17 protein-coding genes and 6 pseudogenes are annotated in these 26435 nt (G+C 41.9%); 11 read left to right on the top strand and 12 right to left on the bottom strand.

Annotated features, from left to right (window positions below):
- Window positions 1-322 precede the first annotated feature (322 nt).
- Together DXA05_RS16400 and DXA05_RS16395 are read left to right on the top strand one after the other, a co-directional pair.
- A pseudogene (locus DXA05_RS16400) lies at window positions 323-1638 on the top strand (MFS transporter).
- 3 nt (window positions 1639-1641) lie between these two features.
- Window positions 1642-2541: a DMT family transporter gene (locus tag DXA05_RS16395; protein ID WP_004316636.1), complete on the top strand. Its 900-nt coding sequence runs from the start codon at window positions 1642-1644 to the stop codon at window positions 2539-2541.
- A gap of 136 nt (window positions 2542-2677) precedes the next feature.
- Here DXA05_RS16395 and DXA05_RS16390 read toward each other — a convergent pair whose 3' ends face one another.
- The 3 genes from DXA05_RS16390 to DXA05_RS16380 all read right to left on the bottom strand — a co-directional run bounded on the left by DXA05_RS16390 (window position 2678) and on the right by DXA05_RS16380 (window position 4919).
- A complete protein-coding gene (locus DXA05_RS16390) occupies window positions 2678-3070 on the bottom strand; it encodes an HIT family protein (protein WP_008026146.1) in 393 nt (130 codons plus the stop codon).
- A 51-nt stretch (window positions 3071-3121) separates the two neighbouring features.
- Window positions 3122-3586, bottom strand: coding sequence for a transcription elongation factor GreA (gene greA / locus DXA05_RS16385; protein ID WP_032811363.1), 465 nt, complete (start codon window positions 3584-3586; stop codon window positions 3122-3124).
- A gap of 181 nt (window positions 3587-3767) precedes the next feature.
- Window positions 3768-4919 carry a TlpA disulfide reductase family protein gene (locus DXA05_RS16380; RefSeq protein WP_120069099.1) on the bottom strand — a complete coding sequence of 384 codons (1152 nt, stop codon included), beginning with the start codon at window positions 4917-4919 and terminating at the stop codon, window positions 3768-3770.
- Between the two features lie 196 nt (window positions 4920-5115).
- Between DXA05_RS16380 and pnp the strand changes: the two genes are divergently transcribed.
- Entirely contained in the window at window positions 5116-7242 is a 2127-nt protein-coding gene (gene pnp / locus DXA05_RS16375) for a polyribonucleotide nucleotidyltransferase (protein ID WP_004311937.1), read from the top strand.
- Window positions 7243-7738: 496 nt separating this feature from the next.
- On the opposite strand, the gene DXA05_RS16370 is transcribed toward pnp, so the two are convergent.
- Window positions 7739-8002, bottom strand: a complete 264-nt coding sequence (locus tag DXA05_RS16370; RefSeq protein WP_049701207.1) for a hypothetical protein — start codon at window positions 8000-8002, stop codon at window positions 7739-7741.
- A 219-nt stretch (window positions 8003-8221) separates the two neighbouring features.
- Between DXA05_RS16370 and DXA05_RS16365 the strand changes: the two genes are divergently transcribed.
- Window positions 8222-8695, top strand: coding sequence for a helix-turn-helix transcriptional regulator (locus tag DXA05_RS16365; protein ID WP_004316645.1), 474 nt, complete (start codon window positions 8222-8224; stop codon window positions 8693-8695).
- Between the two features lie 29 nt (window positions 8696-8724).
- Window positions 8725-10481: pseudogene (locus DXA05_RS16360) on the top strand (ATP-binding protein).
- Between the two features lie 138 nt (window positions 10482-10619).
- On the opposite strand, the gene buk reads toward DXA05_RS16360, so the two are convergent.
- Together buk and DXA05_RS16350 are read right to left on the bottom strand one after the other, a co-directional pair.
- Entirely contained in the window at window positions 10620-11681 is a 1062-nt protein-coding gene (gene buk, locus DXA05_RS16355; RefSeq protein ID WP_008018575.1) for a butyrate kinase, read from the bottom strand.
- Window positions 11682-11706: 25 nt separating this feature from the next.
- On the bottom strand, window positions 11707-12666 hold the full coding sequence (locus DXA05_RS16350) for a phosphate acyltransferase (protein ID WP_087317828.1): 960 nt from the start codon (window positions 12664-12666) through the stop codon (window positions 11707-11709).
- Between the two features lie 217 nt (window positions 12667-12883).
- On the opposite strand from DXA05_RS16350, the pseudogene DXA05_RS16345 reads away from it, so the two are divergent.
- The 3 genes and pseudogenes from DXA05_RS16345 (at window position 12884) to DXA05_RS16335 (ending at window position 15304) form a co-directional block, all read left to right on the top strand.
- Window positions 12884-13791 (top strand): annotated as a pseudogene (locus DXA05_RS16345) (LD-carboxypeptidase).
- A 70-nt stretch (window positions 13792-13861) separates the two neighbouring features.
- Window positions 13862-14857, top strand: coding sequence for a M28 family peptidase (locus tag DXA05_RS16340; RefSeq protein ID WP_004316652.1), 996 nt, complete (start codon window positions 13862-13864; stop codon window positions 14855-14857).
- Between the two features lie 22 nt (window positions 14858-14879).
- Window positions 14880-15304, top strand: a pseudogene (locus DXA05_RS16335) (SufE family protein).
- A gap of 15 nt (window positions 15305-15319) precedes the next feature.
- Here DXA05_RS16335 and DXA05_RS16330 read toward each other — a convergent pair.
- The 5 genes and pseudogenes from DXA05_RS16330 to DXA05_RS16310 all read right to left on the bottom strand — a co-directional run bounded on the left by DXA05_RS16330 (window position 15320) and on the right by DXA05_RS16310 (window position 21812).
- Window positions 15320-16099 carry a type II CAAX endopeptidase family protein gene (locus tag DXA05_RS16330; RefSeq protein WP_128859389.1) on the bottom strand — a complete coding sequence of 260 codons (780 nt, stop codon included), beginning with the start codon at window positions 16097-16099 and terminating at the stop codon, window positions 15320-15322.
- A gap of 139 nt (window positions 16100-16238) precedes the next feature.
- Window positions 16239-17218, bottom strand: a pseudogene (locus DXA05_RS16325) (bifunctional riboflavin kinase/FAD synthetase).
- A gap of 10 nt (window positions 17219-17228) precedes the next feature.
- Window positions 17229-17852 carry an HAD family phosphatase gene (locus tag DXA05_RS16320; protein WP_049701204.1) on the bottom strand — a complete coding sequence of 208 codons (624 nt, stop codon included), beginning with the start codon at window positions 17850-17852 and terminating at the stop codon, window positions 17229-17231.
- Window positions 17842-20547 (bottom strand): calcium-translocating P-type ATPase, PMCA-type, encoded by a 2706-nt coding sequence (locus DXA05_RS16315; protein ID WP_128859388.1) that lies wholly within the window; start codon window positions 20545-20547, stop codon window positions 17842-17844. The genes DXA05_RS16320 and DXA05_RS16315 overlap by 11 nt, the downstream gene beginning before the upstream one ends.
- A 90-nt stretch (window positions 20548-20637) precedes the next feature.
- Window positions 20638-21812, bottom strand: a pseudogene (locus tag DXA05_RS16310) (ATP-binding protein).
- A gap of 223 nt (window positions 21813-22035) precedes the next feature.
- Between DXA05_RS16310 and rd the strand changes: the two are divergent.
- Window positions 22036-22200 (top strand): rubredoxin, encoded by a 165-nt coding sequence (gene rd, locus DXA05_RS16305; protein ID WP_004306971.1) that lies wholly within the window; start codon window positions 22036-22038, stop codon window positions 22198-22200.
- 158 nt (window positions 22201-22358) lie between these two features.
- On the opposite strand, the gene DXA05_RS16300 is transcribed toward rd, so the two are convergent.
- Window positions 22359-24056 (bottom strand): Na/Pi cotransporter family protein, encoded by a 1698-nt coding sequence (locus DXA05_RS16300; protein ID WP_009040175.1) that lies wholly within the window; start codon window positions 24054-24056, stop codon window positions 22359-22361.
- 82 nt (window positions 24057-24138) lie between these two features.
- Here DXA05_RS16300 and DXA05_RS16295 point away from each other — a divergent pair, with 82 nt between their 5' ends.
- Both DXA05_RS16295 and DXA05_RS16290 read left to right on the top strand, forming a co-directional pair.
- Window positions 24139-25812, top strand: coding sequence for a nucleoside kinase (locus DXA05_RS16295; RefSeq protein ID WP_008016291.1), 1674 nt, complete (start codon window positions 24139-24141; stop codon window positions 25810-25812).
- A gap of 220 nt (window positions 25813-26032) precedes the next feature.
- Window positions 26033-26434, top strand: coding sequence for a hypothetical protein (locus DXA05_RS16290; RefSeq protein ID WP_008026182.1), 402 nt, complete (start codon window positions 26033-26035; stop codon window positions 26432-26434).
- Window position 26435 lies beyond the last annotated feature (1 nt).

Below are 26435 nucleotides of genomic sequence, written 5' to 3'. Positions count from 1 at the left end.
TAACCTTTTATTTTATTATTTTCTATACTATCTCCTTTTTTATCTATAAAAAAAATAACAAAGTTATAAATCTACCCTCACCCACCCCTCACCCTTGACCCATATCTTATAATAAAAAGATAACGGGGAATCTTAAAAACTCAATCATCTTTTTCAGATTTGCCACAACGTTTCCAGAATACTCCATTATTTTATTCAAAACGGTACCGGCATGAACAAGATTCCCCTCTGTATCCTCTGCGTCCTCCTCTGTGGTGAATAAATGAACTTTATAAAGCGACTATTGTTTTCTTCAAACCTAAACTTTTAACGAATAAGCATTATGAAGATACAGACGGGACGAGGAACAATTCCTCTTATCACTTTAATTGCCATTTGGTCTATTTCGGCATTGACTTCATTGCCGGGACTCGCTGTTTCACCTATATTGGGTGACCTTACAAAGATATTTCCGAAAGCTACGGATCTGGACATACAGATGTTGACATCACTGCCATCATTGCTCATCATACCTTTTATATTGCTGGGTGGTAAACTGACGGAGAAAGTCGATTATGTCCGTGTATTGAAAGTCGGACTCTGGCTTTTTGCCGCAAGCGGTGTTCTGTATCTGATATCCAATCGAATGTGGCAGTTGATTGTGGTTAGTGCTCTGCTCGGCATCGGGTCCGGACTTATTATCCTTTGTCTACCGGATTGGTTTCCAGATATTTTGTGGGAACTTATCGGGTGAAACAGTTCGGGTTGAGTTCGGCCATAACTAATTTTACGTTAGTGATAGCAACTGCCGTGACGGGCTATCTGGCAGAAGTCAGTTGGCACCTGCCTTTTCTTGTTTATCTTCTTCCGTTGGTTTCCATTCTGCTGGTGGGACATTTGAAAGAAGACCGGTCCGGAGAAGCCGCTTTAACGGCATCTTCTTCGTCTGATACTGCTACTACTACGGCGGCAAATGTAGCAACTGCGAATGCGGCGACGGTGACTGTGCCGGAGACGAGTTCAGCGGACGACAGCAAAGCTGCCCGACAGTCTGCCATAGACATTGAAGGCAGTAAATATGGTATTCACATCAAGCATCTGATAGAATTGATGCTTTTCTATGGGGTGATTACATATATCGTAATAGTAGTGATCTTCAATCTGCCTTTCTTAATGGAAAAGCATCACTTTTCCAGCGGTAATTCCGGACTGATGATTTCGCTTTTCTTCCTGGCTATCACGGCTCCGGGCTTCTGTCTGGATAAAATTGTAGGCTTGCTTAAAGAACGTACGAAGGCATATAGCCTGTTGTCGATGGCATTGGGACTATTATTAATTTGGATAGCTCCGATAGAGTGGCTGATTATTCCCGGGTGTATTCTGGTCGGTTTAGGGTATGGCATTATCCAGCCCATGCTTTATGACAAGACCACGCAGACCGCATTACCGCAAAAGACCACATTAGCTTTGGCATTTGTGATGATGATGAACTACCTGGCTATTTTGCTCTATCCCTTTATCGTCGATTTTTTCCAGTGGGTATTCCATACCCAATCGCAAGAGTTTCCGTTTATCTTTAATCTGCTGATTACTGTTGTTACTCTTTTCTGGGCATATAGGCGCCGTCATACCTTTTTGTTTAACGACCAATTGAAATAAAAAATGAAGAATAAGAAACTGGAAGCCAATCTTAGCATGGCCGTCTCGAAAGTTTTTAGCGGGTTAAATATGAATGCCCTGAAGTATCTTCTGCCTTTGTGGATGAGTCCGCTGACAGGAGCAACCCTTCGCTGCACGTTTGCGGCAGCAGCCTTTTGGGTAATCGGGTGGTTTATGCCTCCGGAAAAATCATCCGCCAAAGATAAATGGCTCCTTTTCCTGTTGGGGGCCTTGGGACTTTATGGCTTTATGTTTCTCTACCTGGCGGGATTGAGTAAAACAACTCCTGTTTCCAGTTCCATTTTTACCAGCCTCCAGCCTATTTGGGTTTTTCTCATGATGATATTCTTTTATAAGGAGAAGGCGACCACTAAAAAAATAATAGGAATTTCTATCGGTCTGATAGGAGCATTGGTTTGTATTTTAACCCAGCAAAGTGATGATTTGGCGTCCGATGCTTTCACGGGAAATATGCTTTGTCTTCTTAGCTCTGTGGTATATGCTGTCTATCTGATTCTTAGTCAGCGTATCTTGACTGCCATCGGAGCAATAACCATGTTGCGCTATACCTTTTCCGGTGCTGCCGTATCTGCTATAATAGTAACGTTCATTACGGGATTTGATGCTCCGGTATTTTCCATGCCGTTCCATTGGACACCTTTCCTTATACTGATGTTCGTATTGATTTTCCCGACCACTATCAGTTATATGTTGTTGCCTGTCGGTTTGAAATATCTGAAGACAACGGTGGTTGCTATATATGGTTATCTGATTCTGATTGTGGCAACTATTGCCTCCCTTGCTTTGGGACAAGACCGTTTTAGCTGGACGCAGACGTTTGCCATTATTTTTATCTGTATCGGAGTTTATTTGGTAGAAGTTGCCGAAAGTAAGGAGCGATAAAAGTTTCTCGGTGTGGAACAGGTTGTTCCTCGGTGAGGAACACTTCGTTTCACACCGAGGAACACTTTGTTTCAAGGCATGGAACAAAAAAAGAGCGTCCTTCACAGAACGCTCTTGCTTATTTCATCATCATGTTTTATAGAGAGGAGTTGATTGCTTGTGCTATGGACTTGAATTCTTCATCCGACAATTTCAGTTTCGGATTCGAGAACAACATATCCGATTCCTTTTGAATAGGAATTAAATGAATATGTGCATGAGGAACTTCCAGTCCGATAACCGCTTCGCCCACCTTTTTACAGGGGAAAGCTTTTTCAATGGCACGGGCCACTTTCTTTGCAAATACATGCATAGCAGCCAGGTCCTCATCGCTCAAATCGAAAATATAGTCTACTTCCTGTTTGGGCACCACCAATGTGTGTCCCTTTACCAACGGATTGATATCGAGAAACGCAAAAAACTTTTCGTTTTCCGCCACCTTGTAGCAGGGGATTTCGCCTGCGATGATTCTACTGAATATTGTTGCCATAACTTTTATTGATAAATGAAGGCAAGCCCCACAAGGAGACCTGCCTTTACGTTAAATTGATATGTTTACTACTTCCAATGCAATTTTGCCTTGTGGAACAGTGATTTCGGCTACATCACCCACTTTCTTGCCAAGCAGACCTTGTGCAATCGGGGTGTTAACGGAAATTTTTCCTTCCTTCAGGTTAGCTTCACTTTCGGAAACGATGGTATAAGTCATCTTCATACCGTTCTTTACATTCTTCAGTTCCACTTTATTTAAAATCTGCACAGAATCTGTTTTCAGCTTAGATTCATCAATGATTTTTGCGTCTGCAATGGTAGCTTTCAATTTGTTGATGCGCATTTCAAGCATACCCTGCGCCTCTTTGGCGGCATCGTATTCTGCATTTTCCGACAAGTCTCCTTTATCTCTGGCTTCGGCTATTGCCGCAGAGATCTTCGGGCGTTCCACTGTTTCCAGTTCCTTCAGTTCCGCCATCAGTTTCTTGTAACCTTCTTCTGACATATAAGCCATGATGTTTTCCTCCTTTAATTGTTTTAAATGGTCATATAAACAAAAAAGAATTCCAACATGAGCCATGTTGGAACCCTCTTATCATTATTTCTTTGCAAAGATAGACTTTTAAGTGATACGTGTCAAGTGAAAAAAGATGCTATGTAACATATTTAAATGAAATATGCTAAATTATAACAACTTAGAGCAATGACTTGACAGCTGCTTCCAAATTCTTGATATCTTCGCCACGAAGCTTCAATTCGTTGTTACGGTTAATCAAAAAGATAGATGGAACTTGACGAACATTATATACAGCCACGTTGGTAGAATACACTCCGTTTCCATCGCGTACACAAACCCAAGGAAGGTTGTCTGCCGCAGTTTTCCAGTAGTGTTCGTCCGCATCGAGAGATACCTGGTATATTTCCAGTCCTTGTTTTGCGTATTCATTATATAGTTCGCGAAGCATCAGGTTGTGAGGAGATCCGGCAGGCGACTGGAATACAGAGAAATCGAGCAATACGACTTTTCCTTTTAGGTCGGTCAGTTTGCGCACATTTCCTTTCACGTCACGCAGGGCGATGTCGATAATTCCGGTTTCCACTATTTTCTCTTGAGGAATCTCCAATGCTTTCGCCTGTGGCTGGCGTGTGTTCTTCATCCCCTTAATTACAATATTATAAAGGTTCTTGGAACGTACGGCATGAGGGAACGCATTGTTGAGGCTCGTAGCAACAGCAGCGAAGCATTTCACATCATCTTTATTGTTCAACGGATCGAATATCAGGTAATTATTGAGTTTTTGGAACAGGGCAAAGTAAGCGGCTGCCGTGTTGGGAGCAGCGAAAATATAGTTCACTTTGACATCTTCCTTGTAATTGTTGAGCAACGTTGCCAGACTGTCTTCAAACACATCATGCCCCATTCTGTTACTGCGTAAAGCTGCCAGCAAGTCGTCCACCTCTTTTTGCAGGCGGATCTGCTTCAGCGTCAGCTCTTTTATCTTGTTGCTGTTTTCCGAACCTTCCACCGTGTAAGTTGTGGAGAAATCCACATACGGCGCTTTGATCTGAATCGTTTCGATAGAATCTACAGAAAAATTGATGATTTTGTCGTCAATCCGCAAGCGATAAAATTCGGGTGATTCGGGACGAGGCTGCTTGAAACTGAATGTACCTTCCCCCTTCAGCTTCACTGAATCGAGCGGAACAATACCTTCCAGACCGGAAGCTTCGAGATAAAGCATTTTACCATCGGCTCCTGATACATCCCCGTTCACCTGGAATTTAGGACCGGAACTACAAGCAGTAATAGTAAGTGCGGCGAGCGCTGCAAAAGTAACCTTTTTCATATAGTGTGTGTTATTAACGAGATGCAAATATACTTCTTTTCGAGATTAGTCAAAGCATTTTGCCGGGTTCTTCATCCTAATTTTGAAAAAAAATCAGTTCACCACTAACTTTTTACCTCATTTCCACCTGATTACCACGATAAATGTATATCTTTGCAGGAATTTTGAAAGAAAAAGTATAGATAAAACAATTTTTATGATTAACCCAATTGTTAAGACAATCGAGTTACCTGATGGAAGAACCATCACACTCGAGACGGGAAAGTTGGCAAAACAGGCAGACGGTTCTGTAATGCTTCGCATGGGCAACACCATGTTGTTAGCTACTGTTTGTGCCGCTAAAGATGCAGTTCCCGGAACAGATTTTATGCCTTTACAGGTAGAGTACAAAGAAAAATTTGCGGCATTCGGCCGTTTCCCTGGTGGTTTCACCAAGCGAGAAGGTAGAGCTTCTGATTATGAGATTCTGACTTGCCGTCTTGTAGACCGTGCTCTCCGTCCTTTATTCCCCGATAATTATCACGCAGAGGTATATGTGAACATCATCCTCTTTTCTGCTGATGGTGTGGATATGCCGGATGCATTGGCAGGACTTGCCGCTTCTGCAGCACTTGCCGTTTCAGATATTCCTTTCAACGGACCGATCTCTGAAGTGCGTGTAGCGCGTATCGACGGTCAGTTCGTTATCAATCCTACTTTTGAACAACTGGAAAAAGCTGACATGGACTTGATGGTAGCCGCTACTTATGAGAACATCATGATGGTAGAAGGTGAAATGCATGAAGTATCTGAAGCTGAATTGCTGGAAGCAATGAAAGTGGCTCACGAAGCTATCAAGATTCATTGCAAAGCGCAGATGGAGTTGACTGAAGAGGTTGGAAAAACTGTAAAACGTGAATACAACCACGAAGTAAACGACGAAGACTTGCGCAAGGCTGTTCGCGAAGCATGTTACGACAAGGCTTACGCAGTTGCCGCTTCCGGAAACAATAACAAACACGAACGTTTTGCTGCTTTCGAAGCGATCCGCGAAGAATTCAAAGCTCAATTCTCTGAAGAAGAGTTGGACGAAAAGGCTGCATTGATCGACCGTTACTACCACGATGTAGAAAAAGAAGCCATGCGCCGTTCTATTTTGGACGAAGGTAAGCGTCTGGATGGTCGTAAGACTACCGAAATCCGCCCGATCTGGTGTGAAGTAGGTCCTCTGCCTGGCCCTCACGGATCTGCTATCTTTACTCGTGGTGAAACACAGTCATTGACTTCTGTTACTCTGGGTACAAAACTGGATGAGAAGATTATCGACGATGTTTTGGAACACGGAAAAGAACGTTTCTTGTTACATTATAACTTCCCTCCTTTCTCTACAGGCGAAGCAAAAGCACAACGTGGTGTAGGCCGTCGTGAAATCGGTCACGGTCACTTGGCTTGGCGTGCTTTGAAAGGACAGATTCCTGCTGACTATCCGTATGTAGTACGTGTGGTTTCAGATATCCTCGAATCTAACGGTTCTTCTTCTATGGCTACCGTATGTGCCGGCACATTGGCATTGATGGATGCAGGTGTGAAGATCAAGAAACCGGTATCGGGTATCGCTATGGGATTGATTAAGAATCCGGGCGAAGAAAAATATGCTGTATTGTCTGATATCCTGGGTGACGAAGACCACTTGGGAGATATGGACTTCAAGGTGACCGGAACAAAAGATGGTATCACTGCTACACAGATGGATATCAAGGTAGACGGTCTGTCTTACGACATTCTGGAACGTGCTTTGAACCAGGCTAAAGAAGGACGTATGCATATCCTTAATAAGATTACTGAAACAATTGCTGAACCACGTGCCGACCTGAAAGAACATGCTCCACGTATCGAAACGATGACAATTCCTAAAGAATTCATCGGTGCTGTGATCGGCCCTGGTGGAAAGATCATCCAAGGTATGCAGGAAGAAACTGGTGCTGTGATTACTATCGAAGAAATTGATGGTATGGGACGCATCGAAGTTTCCGGAACAAACAAGAAATGTATTGATGATGCAATGCGCATGATTAAAGCAATCGTTGCTGTTCCTGAAGTAGGCGAAGTTTATAAAGGTAAAGTTCGTTCTATTATGCCTTATGGTGCATTTATCGAATTCTTGCCGGGCAAGGATGGTTTGCTGCACATCTCCGAAATTGACTGGAAACGTCTGGAAACAGTAGAAGAAGCCGGAATCAAAGAAGGTGATGAAATCGAAGTAAAATTGATTGATATCGATCCGAAAACTGGTAAATTCAAACTTTCACGCAAGGTATTGTTGCCAAGACCGGAAAAGAAGTAAGAAAGCGATAGCTTCTATATATAATGAAGGCTGTTTCAAATTTAATTTTGAAACAGCCTTCTTTTTTATTAGTATCCTCCGGAGTTGAACTGTTTTATATATAGAGTTAGTATATATTAGATTTATCCAGTTTATTAAAACCTTTAAAAAGATGAAAGACACCTTATTATATCCTCCCCAAAAAAGAATCGGAAAGTACCCCCATACTTCCCGATTCGAAACAGTCAAAAATCGACCTTAATCAATTTATTAACTTAACACGTCGCAAAGATATGAGAAAAATTTCTTTGAAAGAGCTTTTTTATTTAAAAAGTTTATGATACAGGCAAATATACCTGTTAATAAGGTCGTTTTTCTTGCTTTAAAACCAAAGCTTCACTCCTTTTAAAGGAACGACCCCTTCCTTTAAAAGGAAGAGGCCGTTGGTTCTAAAGAAATCTGGTGGGGTGTTTATATAGAAATTTGGATTAATGATTTTTCAATTATATAAATCCGTTTACAAGTTTGTTTTATACTCCTCTTTTATTCGTATTATGTGTGCGAAGTTCTTTTCCAGTAATTCATTTAACTCATAATCTGAAAAACAAGCTCCTAAATAGATCGTGCTTTCTGCTTCAAAATCAAATGATTCGTTGTCTTCATTCACCACAATCTCAATTTTTCCTTGTGCATCTGTAGAGATCACTGCATTGTATTTAGTCATCAATTCTTTGAGCTCTTTTATGAACCTGTATTCTTTATTTGTCAATATTCTTTTCATGTTCGTAAGCTCTTTTGTTTTGTTGTCCTTTTGTGCGGTAAAGTTCGTGATAATTTAACACATTATACGCTGTTTGAAGTATTCATTTTATTCTATTTGTCAGGTTGTAATATTCATTTTATCCATATTATCACATCTATTCGTTTTTTTCGTATATTTGCTTCGAGCGAAACTTTTCATTTGTATATTTGTTGGATTTTAAAAAGAAAGAAAATAAAAATGGAAACAGAAGAATTGACAATTGGGAGAGTCCATCACGGACGCAATATACGTCGTACCCGTATTGAAAAGAATATGAACCAGGAGGGTTTGAGTGAATTAGTACATCTCTCACAACCTGCTGTTTCTAAATATGAGAAGATGAAGGTGATTGATGATGAGATGTTGCAACGCTTTGCACGTGCATTGAATGTCCCTTTCGATTATCTCAAGACTTTGGAGGAGGATGCACAGACGGTGGTGTTTGAAAATAATACGGTGAATAATTCAGAACAAAGTGCAGGTGGGGCAAACATCAGCATGGGTATAGTTAAGTCTGATACCGAAGATAGTATTAATGATAGTCGAGTTAACAACTTCAATCCTATCGACAAAATCACTGAACTCTACGAGCGTCTTTTAAAAGAAAAGGATGAAAAGTATGCAGCATTAGAACGCCGTTTGCAGAATATTGAAAAAAGTCTGCAGAAATAAGAGACAGATAAATTGAAAGGAATCGCAATATGATGAAACAAATACCTTACGGAATAACTGATTTTAGCCGAATTCAGAAAGAGAATTATTATTATGTAGATAAGACAATGTTCATTGAAAAAATAGAGATGCAACCGCCTTATCTGTTTCTGATACGTCCTCGTAGATTTGGGAAGAGTCTGACTTTGGCTATGTTAGAGGCCTATTATGACGTAAATCATGCTGAACAGTTTGACGAGTTGTTTGGTCAGCTATACATAGGTCGGCATCCGACGAAGCTTCACAATCAGTTTCTCATCATGCGATTTAATTTTTCGGAAGTGAGTTCCAATGTCAACGAAGTAGAGCTATCGTTTAAGCTGCATTGTTGTAGCAAACTTAAAGATTTTGTCTTTAAGTATGAAGATTTGTTAGGAAAAGAAATTTGGGATGTTCTTGATGAGAAAATACAAGAAGAACCCGGTGCTTTTCTGTCTGCGATTAATTCCTATGCTACCCGTAAGAAAAATATTCGTATTTATTTACTCATTGATGAATATGATAATTTCACCAATACCATTCTTTCAACTTACGGTACGGAATTTTACAGGAAAGCAACGCATGGCGAAGGTTTTATTCGTGGCTTCTTTAACGTGATAAAATCCGCTACTACCGGAACCGGAGCTGCTCTTGAACGGTTGTTTATTACCGGAGTGAGTCCGGTGACGATGGATGATGTAACTAGTGGCTTTAACATCGGAACCAATATCACAAATGATTCATGGTTTAATGATTTGGTTGGATTCAGTGAGAATGAGTTGCGTGAGATGCTGGAATATTATAAAGAGCAGGGAGTACTTCAAGAATCTATAGATGAAATAGTTGCCATGATGAAACCCAATTATGACAATTATTGCTTTAGTGAAGATACATTGGAACAGTGTATGTTTAATTCTGACATGGCACTTTATTTTCTGAAATCTTTTGTACTTCATCATAAAAAGCCTAAAGAAATTGTAGACCCTAACATTCGCACTGACTTTAACAAGTTGGCATACTTGATAAAATTAGATCATGGATTGGGAGAGAATTTTTCTGTTATAAAGGAAATAGCCGAGCAAGGAGAGATTATTACTGACATTGTTACTCATTTTTCTGCATTGGAGATGACGGACCCCAGTAATTTCAAGTCTTTATTATTCTATTTCGGACTTCTTTCCATCAAAGGTGTAGATATGGTGGGAAGACCCATCCTGCATGTACCGAATTTAGTTGTAAGAGAACAGCTTTTTAACTTCTTGATACAAGGCTACATCAAGCATGATATCTTTAAAATAGACATGAACAAGATGAGTGCTTTATTTGAGAATATGGCTTTCAGAGGAGATTGGAAACCTTTGTTCGATTTTATCGCCAACGCTGTTCGTGAGCAAAGCCGTATTCGTGAATATATTGAAGGTGAAGCGCACATTAAAGGCTTCTTGCTTGCTTATTTAGGAATGTATCGTTATTATCAACTTTATCCGGAATACGAATTGAATAAAGGCTTTGCAGATTTCTTCTTCAAACCTAGTCTGTCGGTTCCCGTACTTCCTCCTTTCACCTATCTGCTTGAGGTGAAATATGCAAAAGCCGGTGCTTCGGAAAAAGAAATACGTGCCCTGCTGATGAGGCGCGCGAACAGTTACTTCGTTATAGTGAAGATGAGCTGGTGGCAGAAGCCAAGGCGAAAGGTGAACTGAAGTTAATTACTATTGTTTGGCGTAGCTGGGAGCTTGTTTTATTGGAGGAGGTAACTCTTTCTTAAGAAATAAGTACCATAAATGTTATTGTAAGGTTTGCGGTTCATCCATTTTACCTAATTCTTGAAATGCTGATAAATAAGGAGATAACAGATAAAAGTATAAAGTAAAATAAGGTGAAACCGATAAATCAATAGTTTATGTTACTTATAAACTTGTATCGGCAATTCTCCTTTCAATGCTCCTATGGCATTAAAAGCTAACGACTCCATTTCATTCTCTCCCGGATAAACATAGATGGGAGCCAGGAAAGAGATTCTTTTTTTCAGCCTTGAAACCACATAGTCCGAATAAGCGATTCCTCCTGTCAGGAGGATAGCATCTACTTTCCCGCAAAGTACAGTAGCACTGGCGCCTATCGCTTTTGCAACATTATAAATCATGGCGTCCAGTATTAATTCCGCCTTTTTATCTCCTTCTTCTATCGATTGGATGATGGCAGGCACATCGGTCGTACCTAAATGAGCAGTCAATCCGGCACGTCCGGAAATACGTTTCTTCAATTCGTCTTTGGTATGCTGACCGCTAAAACAAAGGTCGATCAGTTGACCGGCAGGAAGTGTGCCGGCGCGTTCCGGTGAGAAAGGGCCTTCGCCGTCCAACGCATTGTTGGCGTCGATGGCTCTTCCATGGTGATGGACTGCGACAGAAATACCTCCTCCTAAATGGCAGATGATTAAATCCAACTCTTCGTATTGCGTCCCTTGTTCTTTGGCGAAACGCCGCGCGATTGCTTTTTGGTTCAAGGCGTGCCAGATGGTAATTTTCGGCATTAACGGAGAACCTGTAATGCGGGCTATATCTTCCAGTTCATCCACCACTCCCGGATCAGCGATGAAAGCCGGGCAATCGGGTAGGGTGGCGGCCAGTTCACTGGCAATCAGTCCTCCTAAGTTGCAGGCATGGGTACGCATGGCATGCACTGTATCACGTTTCATGGCATCGTTCACCTCATACACTCCGCCCGGTATCGGTTTCACCAAACCTCCGCGTCCAATGATTGCGTCAAAGGAAAAAGGGATCTTGTTATTCTCCAATTCTTGTAATACCAGATTTTTCCGGAATTCAAACTGATCTATTACCTCGGGAAAAGCGGACAGTTCTTCTACGGAATGTTTTATATTGCTGATAAACAACGGAGTTTCGTTTTCGTAAACCGCAATCTTTGTAGAAGTAGAGCCGGGGTTGATAACCAGTATTTTCATGAATGGTGAGTTTTAAATGGTGAATTTAGAATGATGAGTTGGTGACCTGACTGGCCTGTTTTCTGCACTCGCAATCTCTTGACACTTGTAAGCATGCCATCGCAATGCTATAATATTTGGACAAGCCGGAATCGCTACGTGACGGAAGTACTACAGGACAAATAGGACCTTGCAGTAATCCTGCCATCTCTGCTTTTGCAAACAGGGAGACAGATTTGTAGAATGCATTGCCCGATTCGATGTTCGGGAATATCAGTACGTCTGCCTGTCCGTTGATAGGAGATACAATCCCTTTTATATCACCACTTGCCTGTTCGCACGCAGTACGTACATCCAGCGGGCCGTCAATAATCACATTTCCGAATTCTCCTGCTTCGGCAAGCTCTACGATATTCACATAATCTAATGAATGAGGGAACTTGGCACTCACTTTTTCCGTACAGTGAATCAAGGCGACACGCGGCTGCTCGATGCCAAAGTGGCGGCAGGTACAGATAGCATACCAAATCATCTCTATGCGTTGTTGTAGCGTGGGACGCGGAATGACCGCAGCATCCGAAAAGAAAAGCAGTTTATGATAAGTAGGAATTTCCATCACTGCCAGATGCGTGAGGATTTTTCCTTTCGGCAACAACCCTTTTTCTTTGTCGAGTATGGCATGCAATAAGTTGTCTGTATTGATAATCCCTTTCATCAAAATATCGGCTCCCCCTTCGCGAACGATACGGACAGCCTCGCGTGCCGCTTCGTCCGGATTTTCGATATGGATAGTTTTTACATATTCGGGATATTGTTTGAGCGTGGGATATTTCTTCAGAATTGTAGAATCTCCAATCATAAGAAATTCTGCAATTCCCTCTTCCAGCGCACGAGAGATGGCATACTCTGTGTTAGGATCGTTGGCACAGACCACGGCAATTCGTTTTCTATGGTTTAGCTTTTTGAGATGGGCCGTTAGCTGGGCAAAATTTAGAATAGGTTCCATAACGTTAGATTTTTAGCAAATATCAGAAAAATGATTGAAAAAATAACGATTATAACCCGAAAAAATGCATCCATTATGTAACATTTTGCTATATTTCATTTGTTTTGACTGTTGGATGTGCATGGAACCGTTTTTTCCTGTATTTTTGCAGATGAAAACAAATGCATCCGGGCAGTCTGGTATTTTATCAACGAAAGTCAATTAAATAAGAATATATATGGATATTCAATTTCCTCCCTTTTTGCAGAAAGGTGATAAAGTGGTTATTGTATCACCTCGAGTAAGATAGACCAACAATTTCTGAAAGGCGCCAAGAAACGGATAGAATCATGGGGCTTGAAAGTGGCTATGGGAAAATATGCCGGAAGTTCATCCGGGAGATATGCCGGAACAATCAGGCAACGGCTGAAAGATTTGCAGGACGCGATGGACGACCCTGAGGTGAAAGCTATTCTGTGTAGTCGCGGAGGGTACGGGGCGGTACATTTGATTGATAAAATTGATTTTACGGCTTTTCATGAACATCCGAAATGGTTACTGGGTTTTAGCGATATAACGGCGTTGCACAATCTGTTTCAGAAAAATGGATATGCTTCTCTACATTCGTTGATGGCCCGTCATCTTACGGTAGAACCGGAAGATGATCTTTGTACGAACTATCTGAAGGATATCTTATTTGGGAATATCCCTTCTTATACGTGCGAGAAGCACAAACTGAATAAGCAGGGGACTGCACAAGGCGTTTTGCATGGTGGTAATATGGCGGTAGCATACGGTTTGCGGGGAACTCCATACGATATTCCGGCAGAAGGGACGATACTGTTTATTGAAGATGTCAGCGAACGTCCGCATGCCATCGAGCGTATGATGTATAATTTGAAATTGGGAGGCGTACTTGAAAAACTGTCCGGACTGATTATCGGCCAATTTACGGAATATGAAGAAGACTGTTCGTTGGGTAAGGAATTGTATGCAGCTTTGGTGGATTTAGTAAAAGAGTATGATTATCCGGTCTGCTTTAATTTTCCGGTAGGACACGTGACTCATAATCTGCCGCTTATAAACGGCGCAAAAGTGGAACTTGTGGTCGGAAAGAAAAATGTGGAACTGAAGTTTATATGTTAATAAACCATTCCATCTGAACGATGCTGTGATGAAAATAACTAATTTTGAAGCCCTAATAGATGAAAGGACGATGAAAAAGAAAACTATGATAGTATTAATGAGTGCCTTTTTGTTATTATCAGCATTCTCTTGCGGAGGAGGTAATAAGGCAAATAGTACGAGTGAACAAAGCGAAGAGACAGCAGTGAATGTACCTCAATTTGATGCGGATAGTGCTTATTTGTATGTAAAGAATCAGGTGGATTTCGGGCCTCGTGTTCCTAATACAAAAGAACATGTTGCCTGTGGCAATTACCTTGCCGGTCAGTTGGAGGCTTTCGGTGCTCAAGTGACTAATCAATATGCAGATTTGATTGCTTATGACGGAACGTTGCTGAAAGCGAGAAACATTATCGGTTCTTATAAGCCGGAAAGCAAAAAACGAATCGCTCTGTTTGCACACTGGGATACACGTCCATGGGCTGATAACGATCCTGACGAGAAGAATCATAATACTCCGATTTTGGGTGCCAATGATGGTGCCAGTGGTGTAGGGGCTTTATTGGAAATAGCTCGCTTGGTCAATCAGCAACAACCGGAGTTAGGTATCGATATTATTTTGCTGGATGCAGAGGATTATGGTGCGCCGCAGTTCTATACGGGGCAGCATAAAGAGGAATTCTGGTGTCTCGGATCACAGTATTGGGCACGCAATCCTCATGTACAGGGATATAATGCACGTTTTGGCATCTTGCTCGATATGGTAGGGGGGGAAGGCAGCGTGTTTATGAAAGAGGGATATTCTGAAGAATTTGCTCCCGATATAAATAAGAAAGTCTGGAAAGCGGCGAAGAAGATTGGCAACGGGAAGACTTTTATGGATGGTAACGGAGGATTTGTTACCGATGACCACCTGTTCATTAATCGTTTGGCACGTATTAAAACAATCGATATTATTCCATATAATCAGGAGGGTGACTTTACTCCGACATGGCATACCGTCAATGACAATATGGAGCATATAGATAAGAATACATTGAAAGCAGTAGGCCAGACGGTATTGGAAGTGATCTATAATGAGAAATAACAGGATTAAATAATTATTTATAATGTCAATTAATGAATTACAGGACGAAGTGATTGCAGAATTCAGTGACTTCGACGATTGGATGGACCGTTATCAACTACTTATTGACTTGGGAAATGAGCAGGAATCACTTGAAGAAAAATATAAGACGGAACAAAATCTGATTGAGGGATGCCAAAGTAGGGTGTGGCTTCAAGCGGATGATGTAGATGGTAAAATCGTTTTTAAAGCGGAAAGTGATGCTTTGATAGTCAAAGGAATTATTGCCTTGTTGATTAAAGTTCTTTCAGGACATACTCCTGATGAAATCTTGAATACAGATCTTTATTTTATAGACAAGATTGGGCTGAAAGAGCATCTGTCGCCAACGCGTAGCATGGTTTGCTGTCGATGGTGAAACAAATACGAATGTATGCATTGGCATTCAAAGCAAAAGAGGGGAAGTGAAAAACTTCCCTTTTTTTATGGTTGCTTTTTGGAAGTCAGATTGTTCATGGTCAGTATGGTGCAGATAAGTAGCAGGATTGAACCGACCAGAGCGACGAGATACGGGCTACCGTTAATCAGGTCATCCATATTCTCGGCTTCGGGATATTTGATGCTAAGATATACGGATAGCGAGTTGTTGAGCACGTGCATGAGTATACAAGGTATCAGGCTGCCTGTTTTGTAATAAGTCCATGCCAGCAGGATACCGATCAGAAATGCGGGAAGGATCTGGGCTGGATTTATATGAAAGACGCCGAACAGAAGCGCGGAAATCAGAATGGCTTTAGTCGGATTGTATTGTTGAAGTAAAGCGCGGGTGATTGCTCCGCGAAACAAGATTTCTTCAAGTACAGGACCGATGATAGCTATTGCAAGAATACCGCCCCAACCGGATTGGAGAATGTCGAAAGATTGCTCCATGATGTTGGGTATCCAGTCTAGCAGTCCCATAAGTGCAGATACCAGAAAGCCAGCGGTGAGAATAGCCAGCCCGCTACAAATTAGGAATGGCACTGATACAGGCGACCATGTCGCTTTCTTTTTACTGATATAGCCGGCTTTCCATAGATAAATACCCATCATAATCTGACCGGCTAATTGGGCCGGAATCATAATCATTTGCGTCAGAGCAACCTGATCCAAATCTCCTGTGGTGACTAACAAATAGATTGTACAGGGAATCATAATCAGGATAGGGGCGACAATCTGCGCAATGAGAAGGTCTATTAATATCAGTTTGATAGCCGTTTTCATTGGTCTTTAGTTAGTTGTAAAGAAACTATAGATAAACATAGCTAACATCGAAATAGCTATTACCACCAAAGAGATGCTCATAAATGACTTTTGCATAAGAATCTATTTTTAAATTATTATTGTTCGGTTATTGTATTATTTATTTTGTTTCTCTGCTGTTATTGCCTGCCTTGCTGGCAAGAAGAATAGCTTCCGTCTCTTCTGCATCTTTATGGAGTTGCACTATTAACTCGTCGATACTGGAGAATTTCAGTTCGGGACGCGTCCGTTTTACAAAAGTAAGCCGGATGAATTTATCGTATATGCCGAATGGAAGTGAAGGATATTTACCTCAATGGTCCGGTTGGGCCCATTATCAATCGTCGGGCGGACACCTATGTTCAGCATCCCCATATATGTCTTTTTATCGAATGTCACCCATACGGCATATACACCGTCCGCGGGGATCAGTTTATCAGGATCATCCACGCTTAAATTGGCCGTTGGAAAACCTATTTTGCGGCCTACCTGATAGCCGCCTACTACTATTCCGTCCAGGAAGTATTCATATTTCAGGCAATCGGCAGCCAAGTCTACTTCTCCTTGATGAAGAAGTTTGCGGATCAGGGAAGAACTTACCGGAACATTGGGTACGTTCTCTATTTCTATATTGCTGGTATATGCTTTGGCGCGGATCACTTCTATGCCAATTTCTTTCCCATAGCGTACATAATCCTCGAAACCTTCGCTGCGGTTGTGCCCAAAACGATGGTCATAGCCGATAACCAGGTATTTTACCTGGTAACGTTCTTTTAACAGCTGCGTCATGAACTCTCGGGCAGTAAGCCGGGAAATTTCTGGAGTGAAATCAAGCATCAGACAGTAATCTACCCCGATGTTTGCCAGCAGCCTTATTTTTTCTTCCGGGGTAGTCAGAAGTTCCGGACGATAATTCGTGTTCATCACTTTGCGGGGATGAACGGGGAAAGTAACCAATGCAGAGCGTAGACCTTTGGCGGCAGCTATCTCTTTCACTTGCTGAATCAGATAGCGATGTCCTGCATGTACTCCATCAAAAAAACCGATGGTAGCTACACTGGGTTCCGGGTTAATAGCCGATGTGTCACGTATAATCTGCATATCTCTAAAATTATTTGCTGTTGAAAAGATGGCTCCAGTCTTCGCCTGCTTTTGCTGTATAAGTGATAATTCCTAAATTTTGCGCTGCCTTACAGTTCATCTCGGAATCATCGATGAAGAGTGTTTCTTTCGGCTCGATACCGGCATCCTCTATGATTGCCTTGAAGATCTCCGGTTCGGGCTTGGCCATTTTCATTTCAAAAGAGAGATATGTTTTCTCAAAATAGTCTTCCACCCTAAATGTGCGGTAGGGAAACAGATGAATACATGTCCAGTCCCAGTGGATTTGGTTGGTATTGCTCAATAAATAGACGACATATTTCTCACGTAATTTTAATAATAAATCAAGTTTGTGTGTCGGTATGTCTACTAAAAAACTATTCCAGGCTGCATCTATTTGTGTGTCGCTCACTGCTTTGCCTATCATTTTACGAACCCCGTCACGGAATTCGGCGGGGGTAATCAATCCTTTTTCCTGTTGCATCAGGAGTCCGTTCGGATTATGGATATCCAGTAGGTCCTCCACGTTCCGGAGCCCTAATTTCTGAAAGTTCTCAATGCAACGTTGGCGGTCGAGATTGATAAGTACACCACCCAAATCAATAAGAAGGTTTTTTATTCCTTTACTTTTCATTTCTGTTTTTTTTGTGAATAATACGTTGAACAAGGCGAATAAGTTCTCCAACCCATAACACCGTGGACGAAACGCCTATAATAAGAAGCCAGGTTTGCCAGTTGAGCGGCTCCGTACGGAATACAGCTCCACCGAACTGTACGATCAGGAATTGTCCGGCAAGAATAGCCAATACAATAAGTTCCATACCATACGATTTGGAAAGTCCCTTGAATGCCGAATCGGTAGTGCCGAATACACGGGCATTGAACAGATTCCAGAATTGCAACATGACAAAGAAGGTGAAGAAAATGGTCAGGTTGTGTATATCCATACCTTCCGTGCTGTGGTCGAAATAATAAATCATTCCGAGCAGTACGATGAGGAAGATGGAGCCTACACCTAATATATTAGACTGCATTGCCTTACTGATAATAAAATCAGTGCTTCGACGGGGTTTCTCAAGCATCACGGTTTCGCTGGGCGGAATGGAAGCAAGTGCCAAAGCGGCAAAAGTGTCCATAATCAGGTTCACCCATAACATTTGTGTGACAGTCAGCGGAAGTTCCGTACCGATCACAGAACCTAACAAGACAATGAGCAGTGCTACGAAGTTGATCGTCAGCTGGAAAACAATGAAACGCTGGATATTCTTATACAGGGAGCGTCCCCACATAACGGCAGTTCCGATACTGTTGAAGGAGTCGTCGAGCAGGGTAATATCGCTGGCCTCTTTGGCTACAGAAGTACCTGTACCCATTGATAAACCTACTTGGGCATGATTCAAAGCCGGAGCGTCGTTGGTTCCGTCTCCGGTTACGGCTACGACTGCTCCTTTTTGCTGAAGCAGCTGTACCAGACGTTGCTTGTCAGTCGGGCGGGCGCGGGACATGATTTTTAAATCCATCACTCTATCCGATGCTTCTTCATCGCTCAATTCAGCAAATGCAACACCAGTGATTCGATTTCGTTCGGTATCTGTTTCGGGGTTCCAAAGACCTATCTGACGTGCGATTTCCGTTGCAGTTCCCGGAGTATCACCGGTCACGATCTTGATGCCGATACCTGCGGACTGGCATTTAGCAACCGCAGCAGGTACGTCCGGACGAATCGGGTCGGAGATGGCAACTACTCCCAAGAAATTCAGGTCGTTGGCTGAAACCAGTTCCGTACAATCGTTTGGCTCATTTTCTCCGACAATCTTGAATGCAAATCCAAGTGTGCGCATAGCCATATTCTGATAGCCCAACAGTTGTGCTTCTACTGTGGAACGATATTCTACGGCGTCCACTCGTCGTCCGTCCAAGACAACTTCTTTACACTTGCCCAAAACAATTTCCGGGGCTCCTTTTATATAGAGTATTTTTTTCCCGATCAGTGGCGACTCAACAAGGGTTGCCATGAATTTCCGTTCGGTAGAGAAAGTGAGTTGGTCGAGGATATGTGCTTTCTCGCGAAGTTCCAGATAATTTTTTCCCTGCTTGTTAAGCCAGAGTAATAAAGCCACTTCGGTGGGATTTCCTACTCCTTTCGGCTTCTCACCGGTCGTTGACTCTTCGAGGAAAGCGGTTGAGTTAGCGCTGATTCCTTCTGCAATGAGTGTGCTGATATCATCGTCGGACAAAACACTGCCATTTTTGATGCCGTAAAAATTGGGCTCGTGCACTTGCATCAGGTTTTGAGTCAGTGTACCGGTTTTATCCGTACAAATCACGGTGATGGCTCCCATTGTTTCGCAAGCATGCATTTTCCGCACCAGATTGTTGGTGGAAAGCATACGACGCATATTCAATGCCAGACTAAGAGTGACGCTCATTGGCAATCCTTCAGGCACAGCTACCACAATCAGCGTAACTGCCATCATAAAATATTTCAGTGTCCGTTCGAAAACAGGAAGCCACTCGTGCCATCCGTTCAGTGAACCGAAATCAAAAAATAACAATACGTCTTTGACAAAGAAAATAAGGAAAGCGAGACCGGCAACGGTAAAACCAATCTTTCCGATGAGGTTTGCGAGTTTGGTCAATTGTATGTTCAGCGGAGTAGGTTCGAGATTGTCTTCCGTGCTTTGTCGGGCTACTTTCCCGATTTCAGTAGCATCTCCCACATGCAGCACGCGCATGGTGCCGTGACCGTCTACCACTGTCGTTCCACGCATCACCAGATTGGAAGCATAAGTTGCTTCTTCATCAAAGTCAGCTTCTACAGTTGTTTTATTAATAACGGGTTCGCCTGTCAGATTAGATTCGTTTACTTGCAAAGAGATGGCTTCCAGTAATTCTCCATCGGCAGGAATTTCTTCACCGGTTTCCAGAATTACAATATCACCTACCACTATGTCTTTGCGGGGAATTTCCTGTACACGTCCGTTTCGGATCACTTTTACCAATGTTTCTTCATTGACTGCATTCAGCAGATCAAACTTTTTGCTGGCATCATACTCGAAAAAGAAACCGATTCCGGTAGCTAGTAAGATAGCTGCTATAATTCCGATTGTTTCAGCGTATTCGTTCTCGATGATAGAAATGATTAACGAAAAAGCGGCTGCTACTAATAGTACGCGTACAACCGGGTCTTCAAATTTTTCCAGATAAAGTTTCCAGAGGGAAGGACGCTTGGGAGGTGTTAACAGGTTAATACCATTTTTCTCCCTGCTTTGTAGGACTTCGTCATCCGTAAGTCCTAAATGATAATAGTCATTTTTATTTGTACTCATGCAGATACATGCGTTTAGTTTGAACCGCAAAAATACAACATAAAATTGTGATAAAATGTTTAATTAAAACTTTTTATGAAGTCGAATTTGTTATCGTGGTTTACCACATGTGCGATAAGGAATTGTAAACCAGAATGTAGAGCCTTCACCTTCTACGGAATCCGCACCGATCTGACCGCCTAGTTTCGTGACAATGGTTTGAGAAATAGATAGTCCCAGTCCGGCTCCTTTCTTATCTTTGTTCAGTTTTACAAAGCGCTCGAATACATCCGGTAGTTTTTCTGCCGGAATTCCGGCTCCGGTATCTTTTACATAAAAGTAAAGTTCGGTATCTCTTGCCTCATATCCGATGCGGATACTACCTTCATGGGTGAATTTAATGGCATTACCGGCAAAGTTGGAAAGCACCTGTGCCACCCGGTTACGATCCGTTTGAATCATGCACGAAGAACGAGACGGTTCTGCTATAATTTGTATCTTTTCTCCAGCGTCATTGACTCTCATCTGGAAAAGTTGTTGTAAATCTGAAAGCAATAGATTGACGTCGACCGTTGTCTGTACAAATTCCAAGGTTCCGGCTTCGATTTTGGACATATCCAGAATGTCGTTGACCAACTGCATCAGGAGATCAGCATTCATTTTTATGATTTCCTGGTATTGAGCCTTTTCCTCTTCGGTATTTGCGCTGCCCAATATCTCTGCAAATCCGGTAATAGCATTGAGAGGGGTACGGATCTCATGGCTCATATTGGCTAAAAAGGCAGATTTTGAAATGTCGGCTTTTTCAGCTTTTTCTTTGGCTAGTCTCAATTCATTTTCGGCCTGTTTCCGTCGGGTGACGTCATGTACGGTGATAACCATATTCTCTTCTTCATTGAGGAGGAAGTAGGAACCGGATATTACTGCATCACATTCCACAGTTGTATTATCAGATGTGACTACGGATAAAGTTGCTTCGAGATCCGTGAAGTTCCGTCTCTGTTCGAGGCCTGGCGTATGGCAGTACGTATCGGACAGGAACCGCAGAAACTATGTGTGCCGCAACCTCCTTCGGCAGCCAATGCATTACGGCATTGCAGCAGGTCGCCCACTCTTTTTTCTTCTGTTCCTTTTCTAGTTCCGGTTTTTTGGTAATAGTTGGTCTTTAGTACTTTAAAATCGTTGTTTATGAGGAGAATAAAGGCATGTACATTCTTTAAAACGGCACCGGCGATATGGCTGGTACGTTCCAACTTTCTGGATTCACGGAACAATCGTTGTTGCATCCGTAGGCATTTCCTGCGTTCCCATAAAAAACTGATTAGTAGGACTGCGCATAAAACTATTAAAGTTGACAATAGTGCTATAAGCATAGTATAATATTGTTGTTTTAGCTTGATAATATGACTACAAAGATAGCTTTTTTCTTTAGTTTGGAAAATAGTGTTGAACAAATATCCAGCTATTTGTGTTATATTATTCAGAAAACCATTTAAAAATACGAACGTTATGAAAAAGTACATTTGCACGGTCTGTGAATATATTTACGACCCCGAACAAGGAGATCCGGAAAGCGGAATTGAACCAGGAACAGCCTTTGAAGACATTCCAGATGATTGGACTTGTCCGTTATGCGGAGTCGGCAAAGAAGATTTTGAACCGTACGAAGGATAAAACCAAGAGAGAGAGAATTATTTAAGAGGAGAATGGCCGGGTGTATAGATATATGCCCGGTCTTTTTTGTTTTTCTGGAGGATGATTTAAATTAAAAAGGAGAATCAGTAATGCTATGATAGACTGATTCTCCTTTTTTAGGATTCAATTTTGCTCTATCAAGAAGCTTTTTTCTCTTTTACATCACTACTAGCTTCTACTACATTCACCACATAGTCACCTAGCTTTTCACATTCGGCAATAATATCCATGTAATAAACCCCCATCTGATAATCATATTCTTTGTTGTTTACGTCCAGAATGTTCTGATTCTTCAGTTGGTTACGGTAGTTATTAATTTCATTCTCGATGTTGAAGGACTTGTTGATATCGATGCTCTGATGTTCCGGCTTTTCTACTACCACAATCATTTGAGCAAGTGCATCGTTCGTCAGTTTCATCATGAAATGAATATGCTCATATTGTTTCTCGGTAAAATCTTGGTTGGTCTGACGTTTCCGGTTGATGGTACGTGCCAGGTTATAACAGCTGTCGCCGATACTTTCAATTTCCGTCACTTCACGCAACATGGCACGTATCTGTAGTTTACTTTCAGAGCTTAACCGACCTTCAGATACTTGATTCAGGTAGTTGGCTATTTCAAGTTCCATGTTGTCGCTGATATTCTCATACTTCTCGATCCGGCTGAACAGCTTGTTGAAATCGTCATCCTTTTCTGTGTGTAGCAAATCCTGCACCATGCCGAACATCCGGTGTGTACGTTCTGCAAAAAGATGGATTTCTTTGCGTGCCTGAAGGATAGAGAGTTCTGCGGTAGAAAGCATACCACCGGTGATAAACCGCAAACGGGGCTCTTCGTCCTCTTCTTTGGGGTGGATAAGAGCACATACGGTACGTTCAATCAGTTTAACCGCCCATATCAGAATACATACATTACAGATATTGAAAATCGAGTGGAAAGCCGATAACTTGTAGGAGATGGCAACTTCCGGATTGTTACTTTGGAAAAAGGTATCTACTACCCAGTTTACCAGTTCCATGAAAGGATGGAAGACAATCAAGACCCAGATAACGCCGAACACGTTAAAAACAAAATGAGCCAATGCTGCCCGCTTAGCCTGTGTATTGGCTGTAAGTGCGGCAAGATTGGCCGTGATAGTGGTTCCGATGTTTTCTCCCAAAACAAGTGCTGCTCCCAGTTCCAGACTGATCCATCCGTTGGCGCACATAATCAATGTAATTGCCATGGTGGCGGCGGAGGCCTGTACAATCATCGTCAATATAGTACCGATGAGTAAGAACAGAATGATGGAGAAGAATCCCATGTCCGTGTAGTTCTGTACGAAGGCAAGCATTTCCGGGTTGGCGTTCAGGTCGGGCGCGTTTGCTTTCAGATAAGAAAGCCCCATGAAAAGGAAAGAAAAACCGAAAATGAATTCACCGATGGACTTGCGGTTGCTTTTGCCGGAGAAGATGAGCGGGAGGGCGATGGCTAAGAGCGGAAGAGCGAAGGCAGCCATATCAACCTTAAATCCGAAAATTGAAATGATCCAGGCAGTCACGGTAGTACCGATATTAGCACCCATAATAACGCTGATGGATTCGGCAAGTGTGAGCAATCCGGCGTTTACGAAACTTACGACCATCACTGTCGTTGCTGAAGAAGACTGGATAAGAGCTGTTATCAACACTCCTGTTAAAACTCCCGTTACCCGATTGGTAGTCATTGCCGTTAGAATACTTCGCAATCTGTCACCCGCGACCTTTTGTAAACCCTCGCTCATAATCTTCATTCCGTAAAGGAAGAGTCCTAATGAGCCTATGAGCTTTAAAAAATCATAAAAAGAATATTCCATCTATAATATTTTTAATGGTTATTTGTTCTCTATCTGATTATAAGTATATTAGTCCCAAATTATTCACCTTTTAACGAACTCGATGAAACAGATGTTACAAATATGTTGCAAAAATAACAATATTTCCAAAGAATTCCCTATCGGAAGCTCACTTTTGGATATTTATTACGGTTTTAATCTTAATTTTCCTTATCAAGTAGTAAGTGCCAAGGTCAATAATCGTTCCGAGGGACTGAATTTCAGAGTTTATAATAATAAAGATGTAGAGTTTCTGGATGTGAGAGATCAGTCCGGTATGCGTACGTATGTCCGTTCGCTTTGTTTTGTCTTGTTTAAGGCTGTCACGGAACTGTTTCCCGACGGAAAATTGTTTGTAGAACATCCTGTTTCAAAAGGCTATTTCTGCAATTTGCGGATTGGCCGTCCCATCGAACTGGAAGATGTGACACGCATCAAGCAACGGATGCAGGAGATTATCGCGGAGAATATTTCCTATCATCGCATCGAATGTCATACGGCTGAAGCTGTGCGTGTTTTCAGCGAACGGGGAATGAATGATAAAGTGAGATTACTGGAAACTTCCGGTTCGCTCTATACCTATTATTATACATTGGGTGATACCATTGATTATTATTATGGGAATCTGCTACCCAGTACCGGATATCTTAAATTATTCGATATCGTGAAATATTACGATGGATTGCTCCTTCGGATTCCGAGCCGGGAAAACCCGAATGTGCTTGAAGATGTGGTGAAGCAGGAAAAAATGCTGGATGTCTTTAAAGAATACCTGAACTGGAGTTATATCATGGGGCTTAACAATGCCGGAGATTTTAACCTGGCCTGTGAAGAGGGACATGCAACCGATCTGATAAATGTTGCAGAAGCACTGCAGGAGAAGAAAATAGCCCAGATAGCCGATACCATATTCCATCGTGGTGAAAACGGTAACCGGGTAAAACTGGTATTGATTGCCGGACCATCCTCTTCGGGAAAGACAACTTTCAGCAAACGGCTTTCTATACAGCTAATGACCAATGGACTGAAACCATTCCCGATCTCTTTAGATAATTACTTTGTGGATCGTGAAGAGACTCCTCTGGATGAAAACGGAAATTATGATTATGAATCACTGTATGCACTTGATTTGGAACTGTTCAATCAACAGTTGCAGGCACTCCTGCGCGGTGAAGAGGTCGAACTGCCTCGTTTTAATTTCTCCCTTGGCAAGAAGGAGTATAAAGGTGATAAACTGAAAATAGAAGATAATACGATTCTGATTCTGGAAGGTATTCATGCCCTGAACCCGGAACTGACGCCGCATATACCGGCTGAACGGAAATTCAAGATTTATGTTTCGGCATTGACCACCATCTCTTTGGATGACCATAACTGGATTCCGACAACTGACAACCGTCTGTTGCGTCGTATTATCCGTGACTTCAATTATCGGGGATATTCGGCACGTGAAACGATATCACGCTGGCCGAGTGTACGTGCCGGTGAAGATAAATGGATTTTTCCCTATCAGGAGAATGCCGACGTAATGTTTAATTCAGCGTTGCTTTTTGAGTTTGCAGTACTCCGTTTGCATGCCGAACCTATTCTGATGGGTGTACCGCGCAACTGTCCTGAATATTGCGAAGCATACCGGTTACTTAAGTTTATCAAATATTTTGTTCCTGTACAGGATAAGGAGATTCCGCCTACGTCTTTACTGCGCGAATTTTTGGGAGGTAGTAGCTTTAAATATTAAGTAGAAAAATTAGGATATATTCGTTATTTGTACTTTCTTTGCAGAAAATATGAATTACCTTTTGTTGTAGTAAGGCAAGAGAACACAAAATAAACAATATTTGAATAGGATTCTTTAGGGGAGAATACTGTATAATGACTGTTATACTAAACTATAATATTGAACCTTTGGTTACTTTTGCTGTTATAAAAGGACTACATGCAACAAAAAAAATGTGAATATGATTTTTTATAATAGTCTTTTAGCAAAGTGGTTCTTGGGAAAAGGAAAGAAACACTATTTTATGTTAGGCTGGTTTTTCTTTACCCGGTATAAATATCTGGAAGTTTGGGAAGATATGGAGTTACGGATACATGCAAAGCAATATTGGGAATGCTTTTCTCTGACTCTGATACCAGCGTTGATTTTGTCATTACTGTTTTCATGGTGGTGTATGATACTACCATTCATAACTTATGACCTCCTTTATTGGTTTGAAAAGATCATCTACCACCATTCAATATTTAATTGGGAGGCGATAAAGCATAGCGGTGATACGCTTTATCTCCGAAAGAGAAAAGCGTATGCCTGGAAGAAAGGTTACGGGAAGAAAGAGTTGCCCGTATCCAGATGGAATGATTGAT

The organism is Bacteroides sp. AM54-2NS (genome assembly GCF_003602935.1).
Taxonomy (GTDB): domain Bacteria; phylum Bacteroidota; class Bacteroidia; order Bacteroidales; family Bacteroidaceae; genus Bacteroides; species Bacteroides xylanisolvens.
The sequence above is the reverse complement of the archived record's forward strand: the minus strand, read 5'-3'. Positions and strand labels throughout refer to the sequence as shown.

Bases quoted from the DNA above. Each gene is read 5' to 3' on its own strand.
- DXA05_RS16390 (WP_008026146.1), bottom strand. From the start codon at position 3,070: ATGGCAACAATATTCAGTAGAATCATCGCAGGCGAAATCCCCTGCTAC.
- pnp (WP_004311937.1), top strand. From the start codon at position 5,116: ATGATTAACCCAATTGTTAAGACAATCGAGTTACCTGATGGAAGAACC.
- DXA05_RS16350 (WP_087317828.1), bottom strand. From the start codon at position 12,666: ATGGAACCTATTCTAAATTTTGCCCAGCTAACGGCCCATCTCAAAAAG.
- DXA05_RS16315 (WP_128859388.1), bottom strand. From the start codon at position 20,547: ATGAGTACAAATAAAAATGACTATTATCATTTAGGACTTACGGATGAC.
- buk (WP_008018575.1), bottom strand. From the start codon at position 11,681: ATGAAAATACTGGTTATCAACCCCGGCTCTACTTCTACAAAGATTGCG.
- DXA05_RS16330 (WP_128859389.1), bottom strand. From the start codon at position 16,099: ATGAAAACGGCTATCAAACTGATATTAATAGACCTTCTCATTGCGCAG.
- DXA05_RS16340 (WP_004316652.1), top strand. From the start codon at position 13,862: ATGAAAAAGAAAACTATGATAGTATTAATGAGTGCCTTTTTGTTATTA.
- DXA05_RS16290 (WP_008026182.1), top strand. From the start codon at position 26,033: ATGATTTTTTATAATAGTCTTTTAGCAAAGTGGTTCTTGGGAAAAGGA.
- DXA05_RS16380 (WP_120069099.1), bottom strand. From the start codon at position 4,919: ATGAAAAAGGTTACTTTTGCAGCGCTCGCCGCACTTACTATTACTGCT.
- DXA05_RS16295 (WP_008016291.1), top strand. From the start codon at position 24,139: ATGAAACAGATGTTACAAATATGTTGCAAAAATAACAATATTTCCAAA.
- DXA05_RS16300 (WP_009040175.1), bottom strand. From the start codon at position 24,056: ATGGAATATTCTTTTTATGATTTTTTAAAGCTCATAGGCTCATTAGGA.
- DXA05_RS16370 (WP_049701207.1), bottom strand. From the start codon at position 8,002: ATGAAAAGAATATTGACAAATAAAGAATACAGGTTCATAAAAGAGCTC.
- rd (WP_004306971.1), top strand. From the start codon at position 22,036: ATGAAAAAGTACATTTGCACGGTCTGTGAATATATTTACGACCCCGAA.
- DXA05_RS16395 (WP_004316636.1), top strand. From the start codon at position 1,642: ATGAAGAATAAGAAACTGGAAGCCAATCTTAGCATGGCCGTCTCGAAA.
- DXA05_RS16320 (WP_049701204.1), bottom strand. From the start codon at position 17,852: ATGAAAAGTAAAGGAATAAAAAACCTTCTTATTGATTTGGGTGGTGTA.
- greA (WP_032811363.1), bottom strand. From the start codon at position 3,586: ATGGCTTATATGTCAGAAGAAGGTTACAAGAAACTGATGGCGGAACTG.
- DXA05_RS16365 (WP_004316645.1), top strand. From the start codon at position 8,222: ATGGAAACAGAAGAATTGACAATTGGGAGAGTCCATCACGGACGCAAT.